The organism is Citricoccus nitrophenolicus (genome assembly GCF_047305825.1).
GTDB classification, from domain to species: Bacteria; Actinomycetota; Actinomycetes; order Actinomycetales; family Micrococcaceae; genus Citricoccus; species Citricoccus nitrophenolicus.
On record NZ_CP063070.1, the window covers coordinates 104,124 to 121,206 of the forward strand.

Below are 17,083 nucleotides of genomic sequence, written 5' to 3' on the forward strand. Positions count from 1 at the left end.
GGTCGGGTCGGCCGTCTGGTCGGAGATCAGGTCCATGCACCCAGCCTAAAGGGCCAGCGGGACCCTGCTCCCTCACGTCGCCCGAGGTGGGGTCTACAGCGGCAACCGTGCCTTCACCGTGAACCCGCCGTCCGGCGTCGGGCCGGAGGCCACGGTGCCACCGAGAGCGGTGACGCGCTCGGTCAGGCCCTTCAATCCCAGTCCGGCGCCCGGGGCGGGCACCACCAGCGTGCGGGTGGCCGGGCCGTTCACCACGCGAACCCCTATGAGGTCCCCCACGGAGACCTGCACGCGGATCGCGGCCCCGGGCGCATGGCGCAGGGCGTTGCTCACCGCCTCCTGGACCGTCCGGTAGGCGGTGAGTCCAGTGGCCGGGGGTACGACGGCGGACCAGTCGCCCGCCGCGCTCGGCCCGCCCGGCCCGGTGATGGCCTGAGGCGTCTCCGCGTCCGCGGTACCGTCCCCGCCGGCGAGGGGCAGCAGTTCGGGATCGATCTCCAGGTCCACGGTGGCCCCGGAGGCCCTGGCGTTGGCCACGAGGGCCGGGATGTCTGCGATGGTCGGCTGGGGTGCCGTCTCCGCGGCATCATCGCCGCGCAGTACAGCCAACAGTCCGCGCATCTCGGTCAGCGCGCGCCGGGAGGAGCCCGCGATCGTCTCGAACTCGCCGCGTGTGGGATCGTCCATCCCGGGCAGCCGGTAGGGAGCCGTGGTGGCCTGGACGGAGATGACGGACAGGGAATGGGCCACCACGTCATGCAGCTCCTGGGCGATCCGGTTGCGCTGTTGGAGTTCGCGCCGTTTGGTCTCCTCCTCAGCTGTGAGCTGTCGTTCCTGCACCAGCTGCCGGCGGCTGCTGGTCAATTGACGCAGCGCCGAGCCGATGGCCAGGAAGGCGCTCGTGAGGGAGAGACAGAGGATGGCGTTGCCCAGTGCTGAGCCCGCGTCAGAGTCGGGGTGGAACCCGAGGAACAGAAGCGGGATGAGGGTCAGCGCCGAGATGAACGCTCCGGCCAGCACGGCGGTGAGGCCCATACGCCACCCGGCGGTGGCGGCCACGAGCAGTACGAGGAACACGTACCAGAGCAGCGTGGTGACCGGCCACGGCCAGGGCCCTGCCGACGCCTCCACGGACAGGGCGGAGAGCAGCGCACCGGCGGCCGCCAGCAGGATGCCGAGCTGAGGGCGCCGAACGGAGACGGGCAGCGCCGCGGCGAGGAGCATCGAGGTCACCATGGCCGCCAGGACGTTCGCCTCGTGGACGGCAGCCAGGACCGGCCAGCCGATGGCGAGCTGGGCCACAGCGCCGAAGCCCGTGAGGACGTACAGCCACCCGGTGGAGGTGAAGCTGGATCCGGCCGTGCGCGGGGAGGCGTGCATGGTCATCACGCTACTCGCGCGGTGTTGGCCGTGGGGCTGGCTCCGGCGGCGGGATCCCAGGTGGCCGTAGCGGGGCGGGACCCGGTCTCGGCACCCAGTGCGGCCGCCGTGGTGGTGGCGTCCAGCAGGGCGAGCCCGCGCATCACCAGCGGAAGGGTGAGAGTGAAGAGGACCCCCAGAACACAGTAGACGGCGGACTCCACCAGATAGCTGGTGGCGATGCCGTCGGCGATGCCGCCGCCGGTCAAGGCCTCTAGCATGCCGCCGACCAGCGGGAGATCGCCCTCGCCCCGGGGGATGTAGTGGCCCCACAGGACATAGGTGAGTCCGCCGAGGGCGCTGGCGGTCCAGGCGACGGCGAGGACGAAGGACCCGGTGCGCATCGGGAAGGCGATCAGGGTCTCGAACAACAGGTCCAACCACCGGCGTGGGTCCTTGAGGTATCCCAGGAGGCCGTTGAACCCGGGGCGGCGGCCGCGGTAGACGGGCTGGACCATCTGACCGCCCCACTGCCGGACGCGGCTGCGGGAGAGCTCGGCGAAGCCGCCGGCCACCAGCAGGACGATCGGCAGGAGCCAGACACCGATCCAGATGACGGCCGTGCCCAGGGCCAGCGTGAACAGGGGCACCAAAAGGATGAAGGCGAAGAGGGAGATGAAGAAGCCGGACAGGACGTAGGCGTAGTCGCGGCCGAGGAGGGTGAGGGTGCGTTTCATGGTGCTGAAGCTACGGACCCGGCCGCGTCCGGTCGTCACCCGGGCGGGTGAACCTGGGGATGCGCAGGGGTACCTGCGGGGGACCACGGCCTCGGCGATAGGCTGGGGACGTGACTGACACCAGCCCTGGAACTGCTCCTGAGTCCGCTCCCGGATCATTCTCCGGCGCCCACCCGATCCGCATCCTTATCGTGGATGACCAGGCCATGGTGCGCCAGGGGTTCGGTGCGCTCCTGGACGCACAGGGGGACATGACCGTGGTGGGGAGTGCGGCGGACGGCTCCGAGGTGGTGGACCTCGTCCGGAAGGCCCGGCCCGACGTGGTCCTCATGGACATCCGCATGCCACGGGTCAACGGCCTGGACGCCACCCGCGCCGTCTTCGCGATGCCCGGGGACCTGCACCCGAAGGTGATCATGCTGACCACCTTCGATGCCGACGAGTACGTCTTCGCCGCCCTGCAGGCCGGGGCCAGCGGCTTCCTGCTCAAGGACGCCAGTGCCGAGGACCTTGCCGGTGCCGTGCGGGTGGTCGCCGGGGGAGAGGCGCTCCTGGCCCCGTCCATCACCCAGAAGCTGATCGCCGACTACGTCTCCCGACCCACCGTCCGGACGCCGGATGTCACCGTGCTGGGAACCCTGACCGATCGGGAGCTGGACGTGATGCGGCTCGTGGCCACCGGCCGTTCCAACGCCGAGCTCGCCGCCGAGCTGTTCCTCTCCGAGCAGACCATCAAGACCCATGTGTCCCGGATCCTGGCCAAGCTCGGGTTGCGGGACCGGACGCAGATCGTGGTCACGGCCTATGAGTCGGGACTGGTCAGCGCGGGAGGGGCATGACCACGCTGGTGTTCATCCACGGCCGTGGCCAGCACACCCCGCCGGACCTCCCCGCCGAACGCATTCCGGACTTCGTGAGGGACCTCCGCGGACGGTGGCTGCAGGCCCTGGACGTGGGTCTGGCGGCGTCCGGTCTGGACCCGGTGCCGGAGGACACCCCGGTGGTGTTCCCCTTCTACGCCAATGCCTTCCGGGACGCCGTGGCCGCGCGTGAGGGTGACGGGCCCGGCCCTGACCTGGCGCTCTGGGCCACGGGTCATCCGATGCCGGGGGACCTCCGCCCGGTCTGTGAGGTCAAGGCGGAGCTGCTGGACGATGTCATCACCCACGTGCCGGCCCAGCGGCCGTCCACGGACCGAGAGGGCACGGCGCGGGGTGTCCCGGCCGGCGTCGAACGTCCGTGGTGGAAGCTGGACGAGCTCTTGCGGATCCCGTGGTTGCGGGCCGCCCTCCAGCAGCTGGCTCGGACGGAGGGCGTCTCGGCGCGGGTGATCGAAAGCCAGTTCACCGACGTCGCCTACTACCTGGGGTGTGCTGAGGTGCGGGAGACCGTGCTGGGGATCGTGGAGGACTCGCTGGCCGGAGTGCCACGGGGAGAACCGCTCGTGATGGTGGGCCACAGCCTGGGCAGCGTGGTGGCCTACGACCTGCTGACGAGGATGGACCCCGAGAGGACGGTCTCGTTGCTGGTGACCAGCGGAAGCCCACTGGGTCTGCCGGCCGTGCAGAAGCACCTGCTGGGTCATGGCGGAGTCTCGCCTGCGCCGGTTCCCGCTCTCGTGCCGGCCCGGGCCGGATCCTGGCGCAACGGCTATGACGTCCGGGATGTGGTCGCGATCCTCAACCCCCTGGCTCCCCACCTGGCCCAGGAGCCGAACGGGCAGGTCCTGGACGTCCGGGTGGACACCGGGTCGGAGCCGCACGCGGTGGATGGCTATCTCGAGCAACCTGAGATGGCCGGAGCGGTCGGCGAGCTCCTGACGGCGGCGAGCGCCCCATGACCTCATGGCCCATCCTGCGGACGCAGGGCTCCTACACCCGCCGGTCCGGCGAGCTGCTCTTCGGCGGCTCTCCGTGGGGGCTGGCGCGGCTTTCGGTGCCGGCCCGGTCCTGGGCGCGCCACGTCCTCCGGGCCGGGGCCGGGCCAGTGGCTCCCCGGGACGAGGTCGAACGGGCCACCGCTCGGCTGCTGGTGGACCGCGGACTGGCGCTGCCGGTCCTGCCGCCCCGGACCCCACGCCGGGAGGAGATCGAGGTGGTGGTGCCGGTCTACGGCTCCGCCGGGTCACTGGCGCGGCTCTTGTCGGCGCTGGACGGCGGCTCTCCGGACGGCGACGCAGGCCGCGGCACCGGCGCGCCTCGCGTCACGGTGGTGGATGACGGATCCGCCGGCCCAGAGGCACGGGAGATCGCCCGGGTCTGCGCCGATCACGGTGCGCGGTTGGTGGTGCTGCCCGAGAACCTCGGACCGGGAGGCGCGCGCAACGCCGGGCTGACCGCCACCACTGCGGAGCTGGTGGCGTTCCTCGATGCGGACACCCTGCCCTCGCCGGACTGGCTGGACCTCCTGGTGCCGCACTTCACGGACCCCGTGGTGGCCGCAGTGGCCCCCCGGGTACGTGGCGCAGTCTCCGGCCCTGGGATCGGCAGCCTGCTGGAACGATTCGAGGCACGCCGGGGCGGACTCGACCTGGGGTCCCACGCCCGCCGGGTGGCTCCCGGTGGGCAGATCGGCTACGTCCCCACGGCAGCCATGGTGGTCCGGCGATCAGCCCTGCCGGATCCACCGTTCGAGCCCGGACTGCGGGTCGGCGAGGACGTGGACCTGGTATGGCGCCTCGTGGAAGCCGGCTGGACGGTCTGCTACCTGCCCGCCGTGGAGGTGCATCACGAGGTTCGGTCCGGGCTGACGGCCTGGGCACTCCGGCACGCGGCCTACGGTTCCTCGGCCGTCCCCCTGGAGCGGCGGCACCCCGGCCGGTTGGCCCCGGCCACCCTGGGCTGGCCCTTCCTCTCGCTCCTGTCCGGTGCTCTCCTGATGTCCGGTGGTGGCACCTGGCCCCGAGCACTGGGCACCGCGGCGGCTGTGGTCGGAATCGCTGTGCAGGGGGGAACCCAGGTGCGCCGCTTCCGGGACCGTGGCCTGCCGGTGTCCGCCGGGGTGGAGATCGCCCTGTTGGGGCTCCGGTCCGAGGCCACCGCGATCGGCAACGCGCTCCGCCGCGAATGGTGGCCCCTGGGTGCAGCGGCCCTCGCCCTGTCCTGTGCACCGGTACCGCGCGTGCGGAAGGCGGCGTGCGCCGTCGTCGTGCTCGGGCTGCTTCCCACGGTGCCGGACACCGCGCACGCCGCCCGTCATCACTGGCAGTGCTGGAGGGCCCCAGGCGCTGGTGCACCGGAGCACGACGCCGGCATACCCCTGGACCCGGTGCGTCACCTCGCGCTGCGGCTCGGCGCGGACGCCGCCTACGGGACCGGCGTGATTCTGACCGCCCTGCGCTCGCGGAGCCTTGCAGTCATGAGGCCGCGGTTCCGCAGGCTACCCCGGGGCTGACGCTCGGCAGTCGGTCGGGGCGCGTGACCGTACTCAGCAGTGCAGGCTGTCGAAGGCGTGGAGGGCGCGCTCGAGGAGGGATTCGAAGAGGTCGGCCCCCTCTGAGGAACTGGCTCCGGCCGGGTCCCCGAGCACACCGTTCGGACTCACACCCCGAACGCCGTGGGTGCGCAGCTCAGGCAGCAGGTCCCTCAGAGGCGTGGCGTTGCCGGGGGCTGCCCGGCCCAGGAGCACTCGTGAGGGGTCCAGATGCAACATCAGGGAGGTCTCGGCCCGGCCGGCGTGGGCATCCATGCCGGGCAGGCCGAGGGGGTGGGGGAGCAGCGTGCGCCCCTCCGCGGTGCACAGTGCGGCCGCTGAGCGGAGCGCACCCACATTGCCGCCGTGGCCGTTGACCACCATGACCGCCGCGAAGGCCGGTGTGGAGCTGCGGACCAGCTCGATGAGGACGTGGTGCAGGGCATCGGTGCCGATGGACAGGGTGCCGGGGAAGCCAGCGTGTTCACCGCTCGCACCCAGGGGGAGGGTCGGGGCAAGTGCCGCGCGGTCCCGTGCCGCACTGACGGCAACGGCCACCGCCGTGGCGATCGCCGCGTCGGTGTCCAGCGGCAGGTGGGGTCCGTGCTGTTCGAGGGCGCCGAGAGGGACCACCAGGATCGGTGCCTGGCCGCCGAAGGACTCGGGGCGGATCTCCGGCCAGGTGGCATCGACGAGTCTCACCGCGAACTCCCCTCTGCCGGTGCGATTCCCCGGGCGAGGGCCGAGGCCGTGCCGTGCTCCAACCCCTCGAGGTCCGTCATCGCCTCGAAAGCGGTGTCGATGAGGGTGGGCAGGTCGGTCGCGTGGCGGGGGATCCATTCGCGGTAGGCCGCCACGGCTGCCGACAGGGCGATCTCTCCGATCAGCTCCGGCAGGAAGGAGGAGCCGGGCAGGCCCAGCCTCCGTCCTGCGAACTCGGCGATCACCTCCCGCCAGAGCTGGAACTTGAGCAGTGATCTGGCGATGAGCTCCGGTTCGGTCAGAATGAGACCCAGGCGGGCGCGGTGTTGCTCGATCGCCTCGGCCGGCACCCGGTTGAACTCAACGACAGCCCTGCGCAGTGCCGTCATGAGGGGTACCTCCTCCGGGACGAGGGCCAGGGTGGAACGCAGACGGGCAACCTCCTGGGCGAAGTCTCCCCAGGGTAGGTCTGACTTGGTGGGGAAGTAGCGGAAGAAGGTCCGGCGGGAGACCCCGGCGGCCTCCGCGATCTGCTGCACCGAGACATTCTCATAGCCGAACCGACCGAAGAGTTCCATGCCGATGGACTCCAGCTCGTCATGGGTGGTGGCCCGTGGCCGACCCGGCGGCCGGTCTGGCTCGAATGGATGATCCTCCCGTGTCACAGCCCCTCCTGTCACGTGCACTTCCGCCCTGCGAAAGCCTGTTGGCCCGGTGTCGCCGGTTGCTTGCCGATGTCCATGGATTCTTCTCCAAAGACGGTCAGATCCATTGCATTGGCACGGGGTGTCATTTATGGTCGCCTGTAGATGAGTGATCCAGCTCACAGTCTCCAGCACTATTCTCCCCGGGAGGAACCATGGACCAGTCCACCACCAATGCCAGCGATGCCGAGGTCACGGCGGACGACCTCGTCGAGGACGTCTCCATCGACGGTATGTGCGGGGTCTACTGACCGTGACGACCACCGCGTCCACGCCGGTGGTCCCGGGACCGGGGCTCCCCCTCGATCCCGGGACGGCCTGGCAGCTGAATCCCCGCGTCGCCGTTCGCCCTGAGCCGTTCGGAGCGTTGTTGTACCACTTCGGCACCCGCCGCCTGAGCTTCCTGAAGGACACCCGTCTGGTGGAACTGGCCACCGCACTGGCCGACTTCCCGAGTGTGGAGGCCACCTTCGATGCCCTCGATGTGGAGCACGAGGCCCGTCCGGGCTATGTGTCCGCCCTGCAGCGGCTGGCCGAGACGGACATGCTGTTGCCGCTGACGCCGGCCGCCGATCACCACTGAACCCCTGGAGTACCCTGTGACCCTCGCACCTGAGCGCCGCCCGAGCCTGATCGATCACTTCGAACGCGGACTGGATTCCCCGATCTGCCTGACCTGGGAGTTGACGTACGCCTGCAACCTGAGCTGTTCGCACTGCCTTTCTGCCTCCGGCCGCCGCGATCCGAATGAGCTGAGCACCGAGCAGTGCAAGGAGATCATCGACGAGCTGCAGCGCATGCAGGTGTTCTACGTGAACATCGGCGGCGGTGAGCCGACGGTCCGGTCCGACTTCTGGGAGATCGTCGAGTACGCCACCAGCCACGATGTCGGGGTGAAGTTCTCCACCAACGGGGTGCGCATCGATGCCGCTGCGGCCCAGCGGATCGCGGACAACGGGTACATCGATGTGCAGATCTCCCTGGACGGGGCCACCGCGGAGGTCAACGACGCTCTGCGCGGCAAGGGCTCCTTTGACCTCGCGGTGCGGGCGATGGAGAACCTGCGCAACGCCGGGGTGGAGGGCTTCAAGATCTCCGTGGTGATGACCAAGCACAACATCCCGCAGTTGGACGAGTTCAAGGCCCTGGCAGACCGGTACGGTGCCACGCTGCGCATCACCCGACTGCGTCCCTCCGGCCGGGCCGTGGATGTGTGGGATGACATCCACCCGCGTCCGGAGCAGCAGCGCGAGCTCTACGACTGGCTGGTGGCTCACGGTGAGGGGGTCCTCACCGGGGATTCGTTCTTCCACCTCTCCGCCTATGGTGAGTCCCTTCCGGGGCTGAACCTGTGTGGTGCCGGCCGCGTGGTGTGCCTGATCGACCCGGTGGGCGACGTCTACGCCTGCCCCTTCGCGATCCATGACGAGTTCAAGGCCGGCAACACGGTGACCGATGGCGGCTTCGCCAGTGTCTGGCGGGAAGCCGAACTGTTCACCGAGCTGCGTGAGCCCCAGACCGGCGGGGCCTGCTCCGGGTGCGATTTCCTGGACACCTGCCGCGGGGGGTGCATGGCGGCCAAGTTCTTCACTGGTCTGCCGCTGGACGGCCCGGACCCGGAGTGCGTCCGCGGTCTGGGCGAGGAGCTGCTCCAGGGCCGCGAGCCGGATCTGGAGTACCCGCGTCCCAGTGTCGATCGATCCCACCGGACCTCGCCACCCCGACCCCGGGCCAAGTCCCGTCCCGTGGCGGTGACCATTGGCATGGGCGCCCCCGCCCGGCCCCCCGTCAGTGCCTGCGAGATCGACCCGCTGGCCGGGTTCGTGCCCCCGAGCGCATCCACGGCGTCATCGTCCTGACCGGATCCCCCTCCGGCACAACCGCATATCCACATCCACCTACCGACAAGCAACCCCATCGCCAAACAGACCAAGGAGTCACATCATGGGTGCACGTCTCGAAGGCAAGGTCGCGTTCATCTCCGGAGGAGCACGGGGGCAGGGCAGAAGCCACGCCGTCCGGCTCGCGGAGGAAGGCGCCGACATCATCACGTTCGACGTCTGCCAGGACGTGGAATCGAATCCCTACCCCGGCCCTCGTGCCGAGGACCTGGCGGAGACCGTCCGCCAGGTCGAGGCCCTGGACCGGCGCATCATCGCCCGCCAGGCCGACGTCCGCGATTTCGCCGCCGTCAAGGCTGTCGCGGACGAGGGCTTCGCTGAATTCGGGCGACTCGACATCGTCTCCGGCAATGCCGGCATCCTGGGCGAGATCAATCCTCTGGCAGATCAGTCCGAGGACGGGTGGCAGGAGATGATCGACATCAACCTCACCGGCGTCCGTCACACGGTTAAAGCCGCCCTTCCGCACCTGCGTGCCGGTGGCCATGGCGGCGCGATCGTCCTCACCAGCTCGACGGCAGGCATCAAGGGATACGCGAACATGACCCACTATGTTGCCGCGAAACACGGCGTGGTGGGGCTCATGAAGACCCTGGTGCTCGAGTTGGGCCAGGAGAACATCCGTGTCAACACCATCCACCCCACGCAAGTGGACACGGACATGATCCAGAACGAGGCGATCTACAAACTGTTCGTCCCCGGCAAGGACAACCCCACCCGGGAGGACTTCGCAGAGGTCTCCCGGACCATGCAGGCGCTGGACATCGACTGGGTCGAGGCCCGGGACATCTCCAACGCACTGTTGTTCCTCGCCTCCGACGAGGCCCGCTACATCACCGGTCAGCAGCTCAAGATCGACGCCGGCCAGACCAGCCTCTAGACACACGAGACCAAGGAGTCATCACCATGGCAGGACGTATGGAAGGCAAGGTCGTCTTCATCACCGGCGCAGCCCGCGGTCAGGGTAGGAGTCACGCGGTCAGGCTGGCTGAGGAGGGCGCGGACATCATCGCGGTCGATCTCTGCGCACCCGTGGAGAGCCTCGAGGGATTCTACGACCTGCCGGGGGAGGAGGAACTCCAGGAGACCGCGAGGCTGGTGGAGGCCCTGGACCGTCGGATCGTCACCCGCGTGGCTGACGTACGCGACCTCGAGGCGCTGAAGTCTGCCGTGGATGAAGGCGTGGCTGAGCTCGGTGCCGTCAACGCCGTGGTCGCCAATGCGGGGATCTTCACGTTCGGGACTGACACGCACCAGGTCAGTGAGTCCTCCTGGCAGGACATCCAGGACATCAATCTCACGGGGGTGTGGCACACCTACGCCGCGGCTGCTGAACACCTGATCAAGGCGGGCGCCGGCGGGTCCGTCATCATCATCTCCTCGCTCGCCGGTTTCAAGGGGCTGGCGAACGTCGCCGCCTACACGACCGCGAAGCACGGGATCGTCGGGTTGATGAAGGTCCTGGCGAACGAGCTGGGCCCCCACGGCATTCGGGTCAACACCATCCACCCGAACTCCATTGACACCCCGATGGTCAAGAACTCGAAGACATACGGACTCTTCCGGCCTGACCTGGACGACCCGCAGGCCGCTGACGCCGAGCCCGCGTTCGCCGGTCTGAATCCCTTCGGCAAGGCCTGGATCGAACCCCGCCACGTGTCCAACGCCGTGCTCTGGCTGGCCTCTGACGAGTCGTACTACGTCTCGGGCGGTCAGATCCCCGTCGACGGAGGCGCAGCGGTCCAGTAGGACTACCGATGACGAAGAGACGATGACCATGACTATGACCATGAGGGGATGAATGGGCACCCAGACCACCGGCGTACGGGACACCAGCCACGTGTCTCGCGTCCGTGCCAGCGTCGGCGACCGCGTCGTCGGCCGGGAACGCGAGCTCGATCTGGTCCTCGCGGCGGTGGCTGCCGGCCGTGACATCCTGCTCGAGGGGCCTCCCGGAACCTCGAAGTCCACAATCCTGCGGGCCATCGCGGAGGAATGGGGCATCCCCTTCGTCCTCGTGGAGGGCAACGCCGATCTCACCCCGGCCAAGCTCCTCGGTGGGCACGATCCCGCCCGCGTGCTCCGGGAAGGCTACCGGGACGAGAACTTCGTGGACGGCCCCCTCGTCCGCGCCATGCGCGAGGGCGGGTTCCTCTACATCGAGGAGTTCAACCGAGCCCCGGATGACACCCTCAACACCCTGCTGACGGCCATGGCCGAACGGCAGGTGGCGATCCCCCGGAGAGGCACCATCACCGCCGAGTCGACCTTCCGGATCATTGGGTCGATGAACCCCTACGACAACGTGGGGACCACCCGCCTGTCCACCTCGGTGCATGACCGTTTCAACCGCCTCGTCGTCGGCTATCAGGACGCCGAGGCGGAACGGCGGATCCTGGCCCTGCGTACGGGAATGGGGCCCGGCGGCGCTTCGGACCTCTCGGCGGCCCTGGCCTCCGCGCTCATCAGCGACTCCGTCGCCTTGACCCGGGCCACACGCGAGCGCGAGGACACCCGGCAGGGCAGTTCGGTCCGCGGGGCCATCGACTTGACGCTCGTGGCAGCGCAGCTCCTGGCGCTGCACGGCATCGACACTCCTGGAGAGGGCCGGGTGACCGCGGAGGACAACGCCCGGCGCAGATATGCGGATACCCTCCTGGACGCCGCCATGGTGGCCCTCTCGGGTCGCATCCATGTGGACGAGGCAGCAGGGACCACACCGGAGCGCGTGCTGCAGGAGATCTGGGAGGACCACTTCATCCTCCAGCCGGCCGCCGCGGAGCCAGGTTGAAGGGCGGTCGAGGCCGATTCCCCGATCGTCCGTCGAACCGAGAAGGCCCCGGGCCGGCGTCGCAGGCCGAAAGTCCTCGAGGAGGCCCCGGAGGTTTTCCTGCCGGCGTCCGGCGAGGGTGGCGGGCAGGTGCTGATCGGCGGCAACACGGGCCGGGATCGGGCCGATGCGCGGGCGAAGGGAAGCGCTGTTCCGGGGGAGACCGACGAGGAGAGCCGGCTCATCGATCTGGACGACCTGGACGAGCAGGAGGATGTCGAGGCCCTGCGCCGGGCCCGCGAGATCGCCAGCGCCCTGGCGATTCCCCGACCTCCGCGGCGCACTGCTGCGCGGCGTGGCCTGGGCCAGCTGGAGCGGCTTCCCCTCGCCGGCAGTGCCGAAGACATCGACCTGGAGACGACGGTGGAGAACCTCGTGGCCAATCCGGTGCCGGAACCCGCGGACATCGTGGTGCGCGAGCGGGTCAGGGTACGCCGGGCGATCGTGCTCGTCCTGGATGTCTCCGGATCGATGCGCGGGGAACGGGTCCGGTCCGCTGCTGCGGCCGTGGGGGCGATCGTGGGCGAGTTCGCCCGGGACGATGTGGCTGTGATCGCCTTCTGGTCCGACGCCGCGATCATCGCGCCCATGGGCCGGCCTGGACCCCCCGGTGGGATCCTCGAGACGCTCGTGCGCATCCCAGCGCGGGGACTCACGAACGTGGAGCATCCACTGCGACTGGCCCGCGACGAACTGTCCACGGTCCCTCAGGCCGAGGGCAGGGTGCTGTTGCTGTCCGACTGCGTCCACAACGCGGGCCCGGATCCCCGACCGGTGGCCGGAACGTTGCCGAGGCTGGATGTCCTTCTGGACACCTCGGGAGAGAAGGACCTCGAGATGGGGCGTGACCTGGCCCGTTGGGGCAGGGGGCGCCTGGAGACGGTGCAGACGTTCCGGGACCTGCCCGGTGCCCTGACCCGGATGCTCAGCCGGTGATGGCCACGTGATGCGGCGACACAGACCAGATGGATCCAGACGACTGATAGGAAAGTTGGTTTCACCATGACAAACCCGTGGTTCGAGAGCGTGGCGGAGGCCCAGCGGCGGGCGAAGAGACGACTGCCGAAGTCCGTGTACATGGCCCTGGTGGCCGGTTCGGAGCGCGGCATGACGGTGCAGAACAACATCGATGCCTTCTCCGAGCTGGGGTTCGCTCCGAAGATCACCGGCAATCCGCTACATCAGGACACCTCCACCACCATCATGGGCGTGCCGGTGGAGCTGCCCGTGATGATCTCTCCCACCGGGGTCCAGGCGGTGCACCCGGACGGGGAGATCGCCGTGGCCCGGGCCGCGAACAACCGCGGTGCGGCCATGGGGCTGGGCGCCTATTCCTCCAAGGCCATGGAAGACGTGATGCCGGAGAACCCGGGACGCACGTTCTTCCAGTTGTACTGGTCCGGCGGCCGTGATCAGATGCTGGCCCAGGCCCGGCGCGCCAAGGAGGCGGGAACGGCAGGGCTGATCATCTCCCTGGACTGGACCAACGGCTATGGGCGTGACTGGGGCAGTCCCGAGATCCCACAGGAGATGAATCTCAAGACCATTCTGAAGTACGTCCCGGAGATCGTCCTCGGCCGTAAGTTCGATTACGCCATGGACTGGGCGAAGACCCTGTCTCCGCCGGAGCTGTCCGTGCCGAACGCCGTGCCGAAGGGGGAGCCGGCCCCGGGCTTCTTCGAGGCCATGGGCTGGTGGCGGCAGACCGAGATCCCCACCTGGGAGGACATCGCCTGGCTGCGCCGGCAGTGGGACGGGCCCTTCATGGTCAAGGGCATCACCCGCGTGGACGATGCCAAGGCGGCCCGGGACGCCGGGGTCACCGCCATCTCCGTCTCCAACCACGGCGGAAACAACCTGGACACGACGCCGGCCACCATCCGTCTGCTGCCGGCCGTTGCCGAGGCGGTGGGAGACGAGATCGAGGTCTACCTCGACGGCGGCATCCGCCGCGGTTCCCACGTCTACAAGGCCCTGGCGCTGGGGGCCCGCGGCGTGCTGATCGGCCGGGCCTACCTGTGGGGCATGAGCGCCAACGGCCAGGCCGGCGTGGAGAACGTCCTGGACATCATGAAGGACGGACTCAAGGCCGCCATGATGGGCAACGGCCATGACACCCTTGATCAGATCAGTGCGGGCGACCTGCTGATCCCGCCCGGATTCGCCATCACCGCGGGCGGCGAGAACGGCCACGTCTGGGGCGAACCCAGTATCGGCTCCGGCTTCGCCGGTGCGGACACGGCCGGAGGTCTCGGCCCGACGTCCCGGCCGCCCCTGAACCTGTGATCCGCCCCGTCGCCTGAGAGGACTCAGCCGATCGTCACGGGCGCCAGCGCGTGCCAGAGCACCACGGCGATCGCCAGGACCAGCATCACGCCCTGCACCACCGGGGAGCCGTGGTCCCACGGTCGGTGCAGGTGGGGGACCCTCTGCCACCAGAAGGTGGCCATGGGCGCGAAGACGAGCGTCGTCGTCGCGCCCATGAGGGTGGGCACGAGGTATTCGGCGCTGTAGCCGGAGATCAGGGCGGCGGAGACGTAGACCACCGCCATGACGGCCGTGGCCACGAGCCAGGTCAGGACGCTCGCGGCGACGACATCACCGGGGCCTGACAGAGTGCGCAGGATCTCCCGGGACAGCAGGTAGGAGAGGAAGAGCATCCCGGCGAGGCCGATGACCCCGGCCATGATGTACCCGAAGGATGAGAACCCCCAGGCCTCGAAGAGGACGGCGGTATCCCCGACCGGCATGAACATGCCCACGATGAGATAGCCGAAGGTCCCCTGGGCCGCGGCAAAGGACATCCAGGTGAGGAACGCCCGCAGATAGCCGGCGGGCAGGGGCCGTGACGCAGCATAGAGAACCACGGCCAGGACGATCGAGAAGAGTGGCCCGGCCAGGGTCGCCAGCGTGGCTTCCACCCCGGGGACGGACTGGTGTTCGGCCATCAGGGAGCTGATGGTGGCCGGTGCGCCCTGGACGGCTGCGGTGATCCCGTGCGCGTACTCGTGCATCTGGACCTGCAACATGGCGGCCGTCGCGGCGATGACCGATGAGCTGAGGATGATGGTGCGGCGGGACGGGCCGTGAGCCGGAGCCACTGGGACTGTGGCTGTTCGGACACGGGATGCGGGCTGACTGTTCACGGTGAGCCTCCTGATATGGGGTCAGTAGACCACGCAGGAGACCCGGACCACTAGGCTCGGTGCACGGATCGGAGGTTCAGGGCAGGCCTCGGTACCGTAGGTGTCCTGAAGACCATCCTCAGGTACGGCGCGGGTCCCTCCCGCGGCCGCCGTTGCCCTGGACGACGATGGCGACCTGCAGGACGGCTGCCACGAGCGCGGCCACGCCGAACGCCACGAAGATCGAGCCGGCGCCGTAGCCGCCGTTGAGCAGGAATCCGGCCACCAGCGGGGCCGTGACGGCGCCGAGTCGGCCCACGCCGAGGGCCCAGCCCAGCGCGGTGCCGCGAAGATGGGCCGGGTAGTGGTTGGCCACGGCGGCGATGATCAGACATTGGGTGCCGTGGGTTCCCACGCCGGCCACCATGAGGATGACGTAGACCAGCCACACGGGCGGGGAGAGCAACAGGCACAGCAGGGCCACGCCGGCCAGTCCCGCAGCCACGACTCCGGAACGCACCGCTCCGAACCGGTCGCCGGCCCATGCGGTGACGATCGAGCCCAGGACGGCTCCGATGTTCAGGGACAGGGCGAACGTCAGGGCCGAACCGAGGTTGTATCCCTGGGCCTCCATGGCGCGAGGCAGCCAGGTCCCGAGGCCGTACCAGGCGAACAGCGTGGCCAGCGTCGCGAGGGCGAACATGGCGGAGGCCAGCAGGTAGGGAGTGCGCAGCAGCAGGGAGAAGCCACCGGCCGTCATCGATGCGGCGCCCGTGGATTCAGCGGATTCCTCAAATTCCGTGGATTCCGTGGACACGGTGGCGTCGCCCGCCTCGGAAGGGAGGGTCTCCGGCAGGTAGCGGAAGCCGAGGGGCACCACGACCACGAGGGCCACGGCGGCCACGAGGAACATGGACGGCCAACCGAAGGCCGGGATCATGGGGATGCCGAGGAGCGCCGCGAGGGATCCGCCGATCGGGACGCCGGACATCATGAGCGTGGCGATGGATGACCGCCAGCGCATCGGCACCAGTTCCGCCACCATGGCGTTCGCGGAGGGCACCAGCCCGCCCAGTCCGATGCCGGCCACCAACCGGAAGGCCCCGAAGATCCAGGCCTGCGGGGCCACCGCACAGAGCAGGGTGAAGATCGAGAAGGTGATGGCGCAGGCCAGGATGGTGCGCCGCCGCCCGAGGGCATCGGCGATGCGTCCTGCCAGCAGGGCGCCGATCATCATGCCCGCGAACGCCAAGGAACCCAGCACACCCAGTGAGGCATCATCCAGACCCCAGCCGGTCTCCTCCTTGAGCGAGGTCTGCACCGTGCCGAAGACGATCAGGTCGTAGCCGTCGAACACCACCAGCAGCCAGCACACCACGACGGCGAGGATGGCCTGCCGTCGGCTGATCGGTGGGGATACGGTGCTGTCCTGGCGGTCTTCGGGAACCAGGGTGGTGCTCTGCGTCATAGGACCACTGTGAACTTCGGCACGGCCCAGACGTGAAATCATTCTGGTGTGCAGAAGAACGTGCCCTTGCGGCAGCCTCCCCGATACCCGGTCGACTCGGTGGACCACGCGCTGGCCCTGATGGAGATGGTCAGGGACTACGGCCGGGTGCGCCTCAGCGTGGCGGCCCGGCTGCTCGGGGTCTCCGTGTCCACGGCGCACCGGCTCATGGCCATGCTGGTGTACCGCGGATACGCGGTGCAGGACTCCTCCCGGCGGTACATTCCAGGCCCGGCGCTGGGCGTCGCCCCGGCCGGCGTCCCCTGGACGGCCGAGCTGCGCCAACGCGCGGCTCCCCATCTGGAGATGCTGGCCGGCCGGGTGGGGGAGACGGCCAACCTCATGGTCCGCGCCGGCACGGAGGTCCGGTTCCTGGCCTCGGCGGAGGGGAATCAGGAGGACCACGTGGGGAGCCGGCAGGGGGCGACCCTCCCGGCGGCACGCGCCTCGGGCGGAAAGGCGTTGCTGGCCGCCCTGACACCGGGGGACGTGGAGCGGTTGTACCGGCGGCACGCCGAACTCGTGGGCAGTCCCTTCGATCCCCGCGAACAGGCTCGGTTGGCCATCGAGCTGGAGTCGGTGCGGGCCCGCGGCGTCGCGCTCAATGACGAGGTCACAGAGGAGGGGGTCGGCGCAGTCGGCACTGCGGTGCGGGACGGCTCCGGGGCTGCCGTGGCCGGCCTGACGGTCTCCGTGCCCCGGGGCCGGTTCAGGGCGGTGCTCGACGCCGGCCTGGTGACCGACCTGCTCCGGTCCCGGGCCGAGTTGGAGACCGACCTGCGCGGGTTCGTGGCCGCGACCTGGTGA

Annotated in this window: 18 protein-coding genes; 12 read left to right on the forward strand and 6 right to left on the reverse strand. The window is 69.4% G+C overall.

Annotated elements, in window-relative coordinates; translation table 11 throughout:
• Nucleotides 1-93: 93 nt before the first annotated feature.
• Nucleotides 94-1,380 (reverse strand): sensor histidine kinase, encoded by a 1,287-nt coding sequence (locus tag IMT31_RS00520; protein WP_413543413.1) that lies wholly within the window; start codon nucleotides 1,378-1,380, stop codon nucleotides 94-96.
• A gap of 5 nt (nucleotides 1,381-1,385) precedes the next feature.
• Entirely contained in the window at nucleotides 1,386-2,096 is a 711-nt protein-coding gene (locus IMT31_RS00525) for a sensor domain-containing protein (RefSeq protein WP_413543414.1), read from the reverse strand.
• 176 nt (nucleotides 2,097-2,272) lie between these two features.
• Between IMT31_RS00525 and IMT31_RS00530 the strand changes: the two genes are divergently transcribed.
• Genes IMT31_RS00530 through mftF form a run of 3 tightly spaced genes read left to right on the forward strand, consistent with a single transcriptional unit; the run spans nucleotide 2,273 to nucleotide 5,489 of the window.
• Nucleotides 2,273-2,935 carry a response regulator transcription factor gene (locus tag IMT31_RS00530; protein ID WP_345362095.1) on the forward strand — a complete coding sequence of 221 codons (663 nt, stop codon included), beginning with the start codon at nucleotides 2,273-2,275 and terminating at the stop codon, nucleotides 2,933-2,935.
• Complete coding sequence (locus IMT31_RS00535) at nucleotides 2,932-3,936, forward strand: hypothetical protein (RefSeq protein ID WP_345361759.1); 1,005 nt, start codon at nucleotides 2,932-2,934, stop codon at nucleotides 3,934-3,936. The genes IMT31_RS00530 and IMT31_RS00535 overlap by 4 nt, the downstream gene beginning before the upstream one ends.
• Nucleotides 3,933-5,489, forward strand: coding sequence for a mycofactocin biosynthesis glycosyltransferase MftF (gene mftF / locus IMT31_RS00540; RefSeq protein ID WP_413543415.1), 1,557 nt, complete (start codon nucleotides 3,933-3,935; stop codon nucleotides 5,487-5,489). The genes IMT31_RS00535 and mftF overlap by 4 nt, the downstream gene beginning before the upstream one ends.
• Nucleotides 5,490-5,522: 33 nt before the next feature.
• On the opposite strand, the gene mftE is transcribed toward mftF, so the two are convergent.
• Together mftE and mftR are read right to left on the reverse strand one after the other, a co-directional pair.
• A complete protein-coding gene (gene mftE / locus IMT31_RS00545; RefSeq protein ID WP_413543416.1) occupies nucleotides 5,523-6,209 on the reverse strand; it encodes a mycofactocin biosynthesis peptidyl-dipeptidase MftE in 687 nt (228 codons plus the stop codon).
• Nucleotides 6,206-6,874: a mycofactocin system transcriptional regulator gene (gene mftR / locus IMT31_RS00550; RefSeq protein WP_413543417.1), complete on the reverse strand. Its 669-nt coding sequence runs from the start codon at nucleotides 6,872-6,874 to the stop codon at nucleotides 6,206-6,208. The genes mftE and mftR overlap by 4 nt, the downstream gene beginning before the upstream one ends.
• A 194-nt stretch (nucleotides 6,875-7,068) precedes the next feature.
• Between mftR and mftA the strand changes: the two genes are divergently transcribed.
• The 8 genes from mftA (at nucleotide 7,069) to mftD (ending at nucleotide 13,930) form a co-directional block, all read left to right on the forward strand.
• The gene (mftA, locus tag IMT31_RS00555; protein ID WP_345361747.1) at nucleotides 7,069-7,164 is read left to right on the forward strand and encodes a mycofactocin precursor MftA; all 96 of its coding nucleotides are present in this window, start codon (nucleotides 7,069-7,071) and stop codon (nucleotides 7,162-7,164) included.
• 2 nt (nucleotides 7,165-7,166) lie between these two features.
• Nucleotides 7,167-7,496 carry a mycofactocin biosynthesis chaperone MftB gene (gene mftB, locus IMT31_RS00560; RefSeq protein WP_413543418.1) on the forward strand — a complete coding sequence of 110 codons (330 nt, stop codon included), beginning with the start codon at nucleotides 7,167-7,169 and terminating at the stop codon, nucleotides 7,494-7,496.
• A 16-nt stretch (nucleotides 7,497-7,512) separates the two neighbouring features.
• Entirely contained in the window at nucleotides 7,513-8,772 is a 1,260-nt protein-coding gene (gene mftC / locus IMT31_RS00565) for a mycofactocin radical SAM maturase (RefSeq protein WP_345361742.1), read from the forward strand.
• Between the two features lie 85 nt (nucleotides 8,773-8,857).
• A complete protein-coding gene (locus tag IMT31_RS00570) occupies nucleotides 8,858-9,694 on the forward strand; it encodes a mycofactocin-coupled SDR family oxidoreductase (protein WP_413543419.1) in 837 nt (278 codons plus the stop codon).
• 26 nt (nucleotides 9,695-9,720) lie between these two features.
• Nucleotides 9,721-10,563 (forward strand): mycofactocin-coupled SDR family oxidoreductase, encoded by an 843-nt coding sequence (locus IMT31_RS00575; protein ID WP_345361738.1) that lies wholly within the window; start codon nucleotides 9,721-9,723, stop codon nucleotides 10,561-10,563.
• A 52-nt stretch (nucleotides 10,564-10,615) separates the two neighbouring features.
• Nucleotides 10,616-11,605, forward strand: a complete 990-nt coding sequence (locus IMT31_RS00580; RefSeq protein ID WP_413543420.1) for an AAA family ATPase — start codon at nucleotides 10,616-10,618, stop codon at nucleotides 11,603-11,605.
• A gap of 129 nt (nucleotides 11,606-11,734) precedes the next feature.
• The gene (locus tag IMT31_RS00585) at nucleotides 11,735-12,580 is read left to right on the forward strand and encodes a VWA domain-containing protein (protein WP_345361734.1); all 846 of its coding nucleotides are present in this window, start codon (nucleotides 11,735-11,737) and stop codon (nucleotides 12,578-12,580) included.
• A gap of 66 nt (nucleotides 12,581-12,646) precedes the next feature.
• Nucleotides 12,647-13,930 (forward strand): pre-mycofactocin synthase MftD, encoded by a 1,284-nt coding sequence (mftD, locus tag IMT31_RS00590; protein WP_413543421.1) that lies wholly within the window; start codon nucleotides 12,647-12,649, stop codon nucleotides 13,928-13,930.
• Nucleotides 13,931-13,953: 23 nt separating this feature from the next.
• Here the strand turns inward: mftD and IMT31_RS00595 are convergent, their stop codons facing one another.
• Together IMT31_RS00595 and IMT31_RS00600 are read right to left on the reverse strand one after the other, a co-directional pair.
• A complete protein-coding gene (locus IMT31_RS00595) occupies nucleotides 13,954-14,745 on the reverse strand; it encodes a hypothetical protein (protein ID WP_413543422.1) in 792 nt (263 codons plus the stop codon).
• A 163-nt stretch (nucleotides 14,746-14,908) separates the two neighbouring features.
• Nucleotides 14,909-16,237, reverse strand: a complete 1,329-nt coding sequence (locus IMT31_RS00600; protein ID WP_345361725.1) for an aromatic acid/H+ symport family MFS transporter — start codon at nucleotides 16,235-16,237, stop codon at nucleotides 14,909-14,911.
• A 48-nt stretch (nucleotides 16,238-16,285) separates the two neighbouring features.
• On the opposite strand from IMT31_RS00600, the gene IMT31_RS00605 reads away from it, so the two are divergent.
• Nucleotides 16,286-17,083 (forward strand): IclR family transcriptional regulator, encoded by a 798-nt coding sequence (locus IMT31_RS00605; RefSeq protein WP_345361722.1) that lies wholly within the window; start codon nucleotides 16,286-16,288, stop codon nucleotides 17,081-17,083.

Bases quoted from the DNA above. Each gene is read 5' to 3' on its own strand.
- IMT31_RS00520 (WP_413543413.1), bottom strand. From the start codon at position 1,380: ATGCACGCCTCCCCGCGCACGGCCGGATCCAGCTTCACCTCCACCGGG.
- IMT31_RS00525 (WP_413543414.1), bottom strand. From the start codon at position 2,096: ATGAAACGCACCCTCACCCTCCTCGGCCGCGACTACGCCTACGTCCTG.
- IMT31_RS00535 (WP_345361759.1), top strand. From the start codon at position 2,932: ATGACCACGCTGGTGTTCATCCACGGCCGTGGCCAGCACACCCCGCCG.
- mftF (WP_413543415.1), top strand. From the start codon at position 3,933: ATGACCTCATGGCCCATCCTGCGGACGCAGGGCTCCTACACCCGCCGG.
- mftA (WP_345361747.1), top strand. From the start codon at position 7,069: ATGGACCAGTCCACCACCAATGCCAGCGATGCCGAGGTCACGGCGGAC.
- IMT31_RS00570 (WP_413543419.1), top strand. From the start codon at position 8,858: ATGGGTGCACGTCTCGAAGGCAAGGTCGCGTTCATCTCCGGAGGAGCA.
- IMT31_RS00575 (WP_345361738.1), top strand. From the start codon at position 9,721: ATGGCAGGACGTATGGAAGGCAAGGTCGTCTTCATCACCGGCGCAGCC.
- IMT31_RS00580 (WP_413543420.1), top strand. From the start codon at position 10,616: ATGGGCACCCAGACCACCGGCGTACGGGACACCAGCCACGTGTCTCGC.
- mftD (WP_413543421.1), top strand. From the start codon at position 12,647: ATGACAAACCCGTGGTTCGAGAGCGTGGCGGAGGCCCAGCGGCGGGCG.
- IMT31_RS00600 (WP_345361725.1), bottom strand. From the start codon at position 16,237: ATGACGCAGAGCACCACCCTGGTTCCCGAAGACCGCCAGGACAGCACC.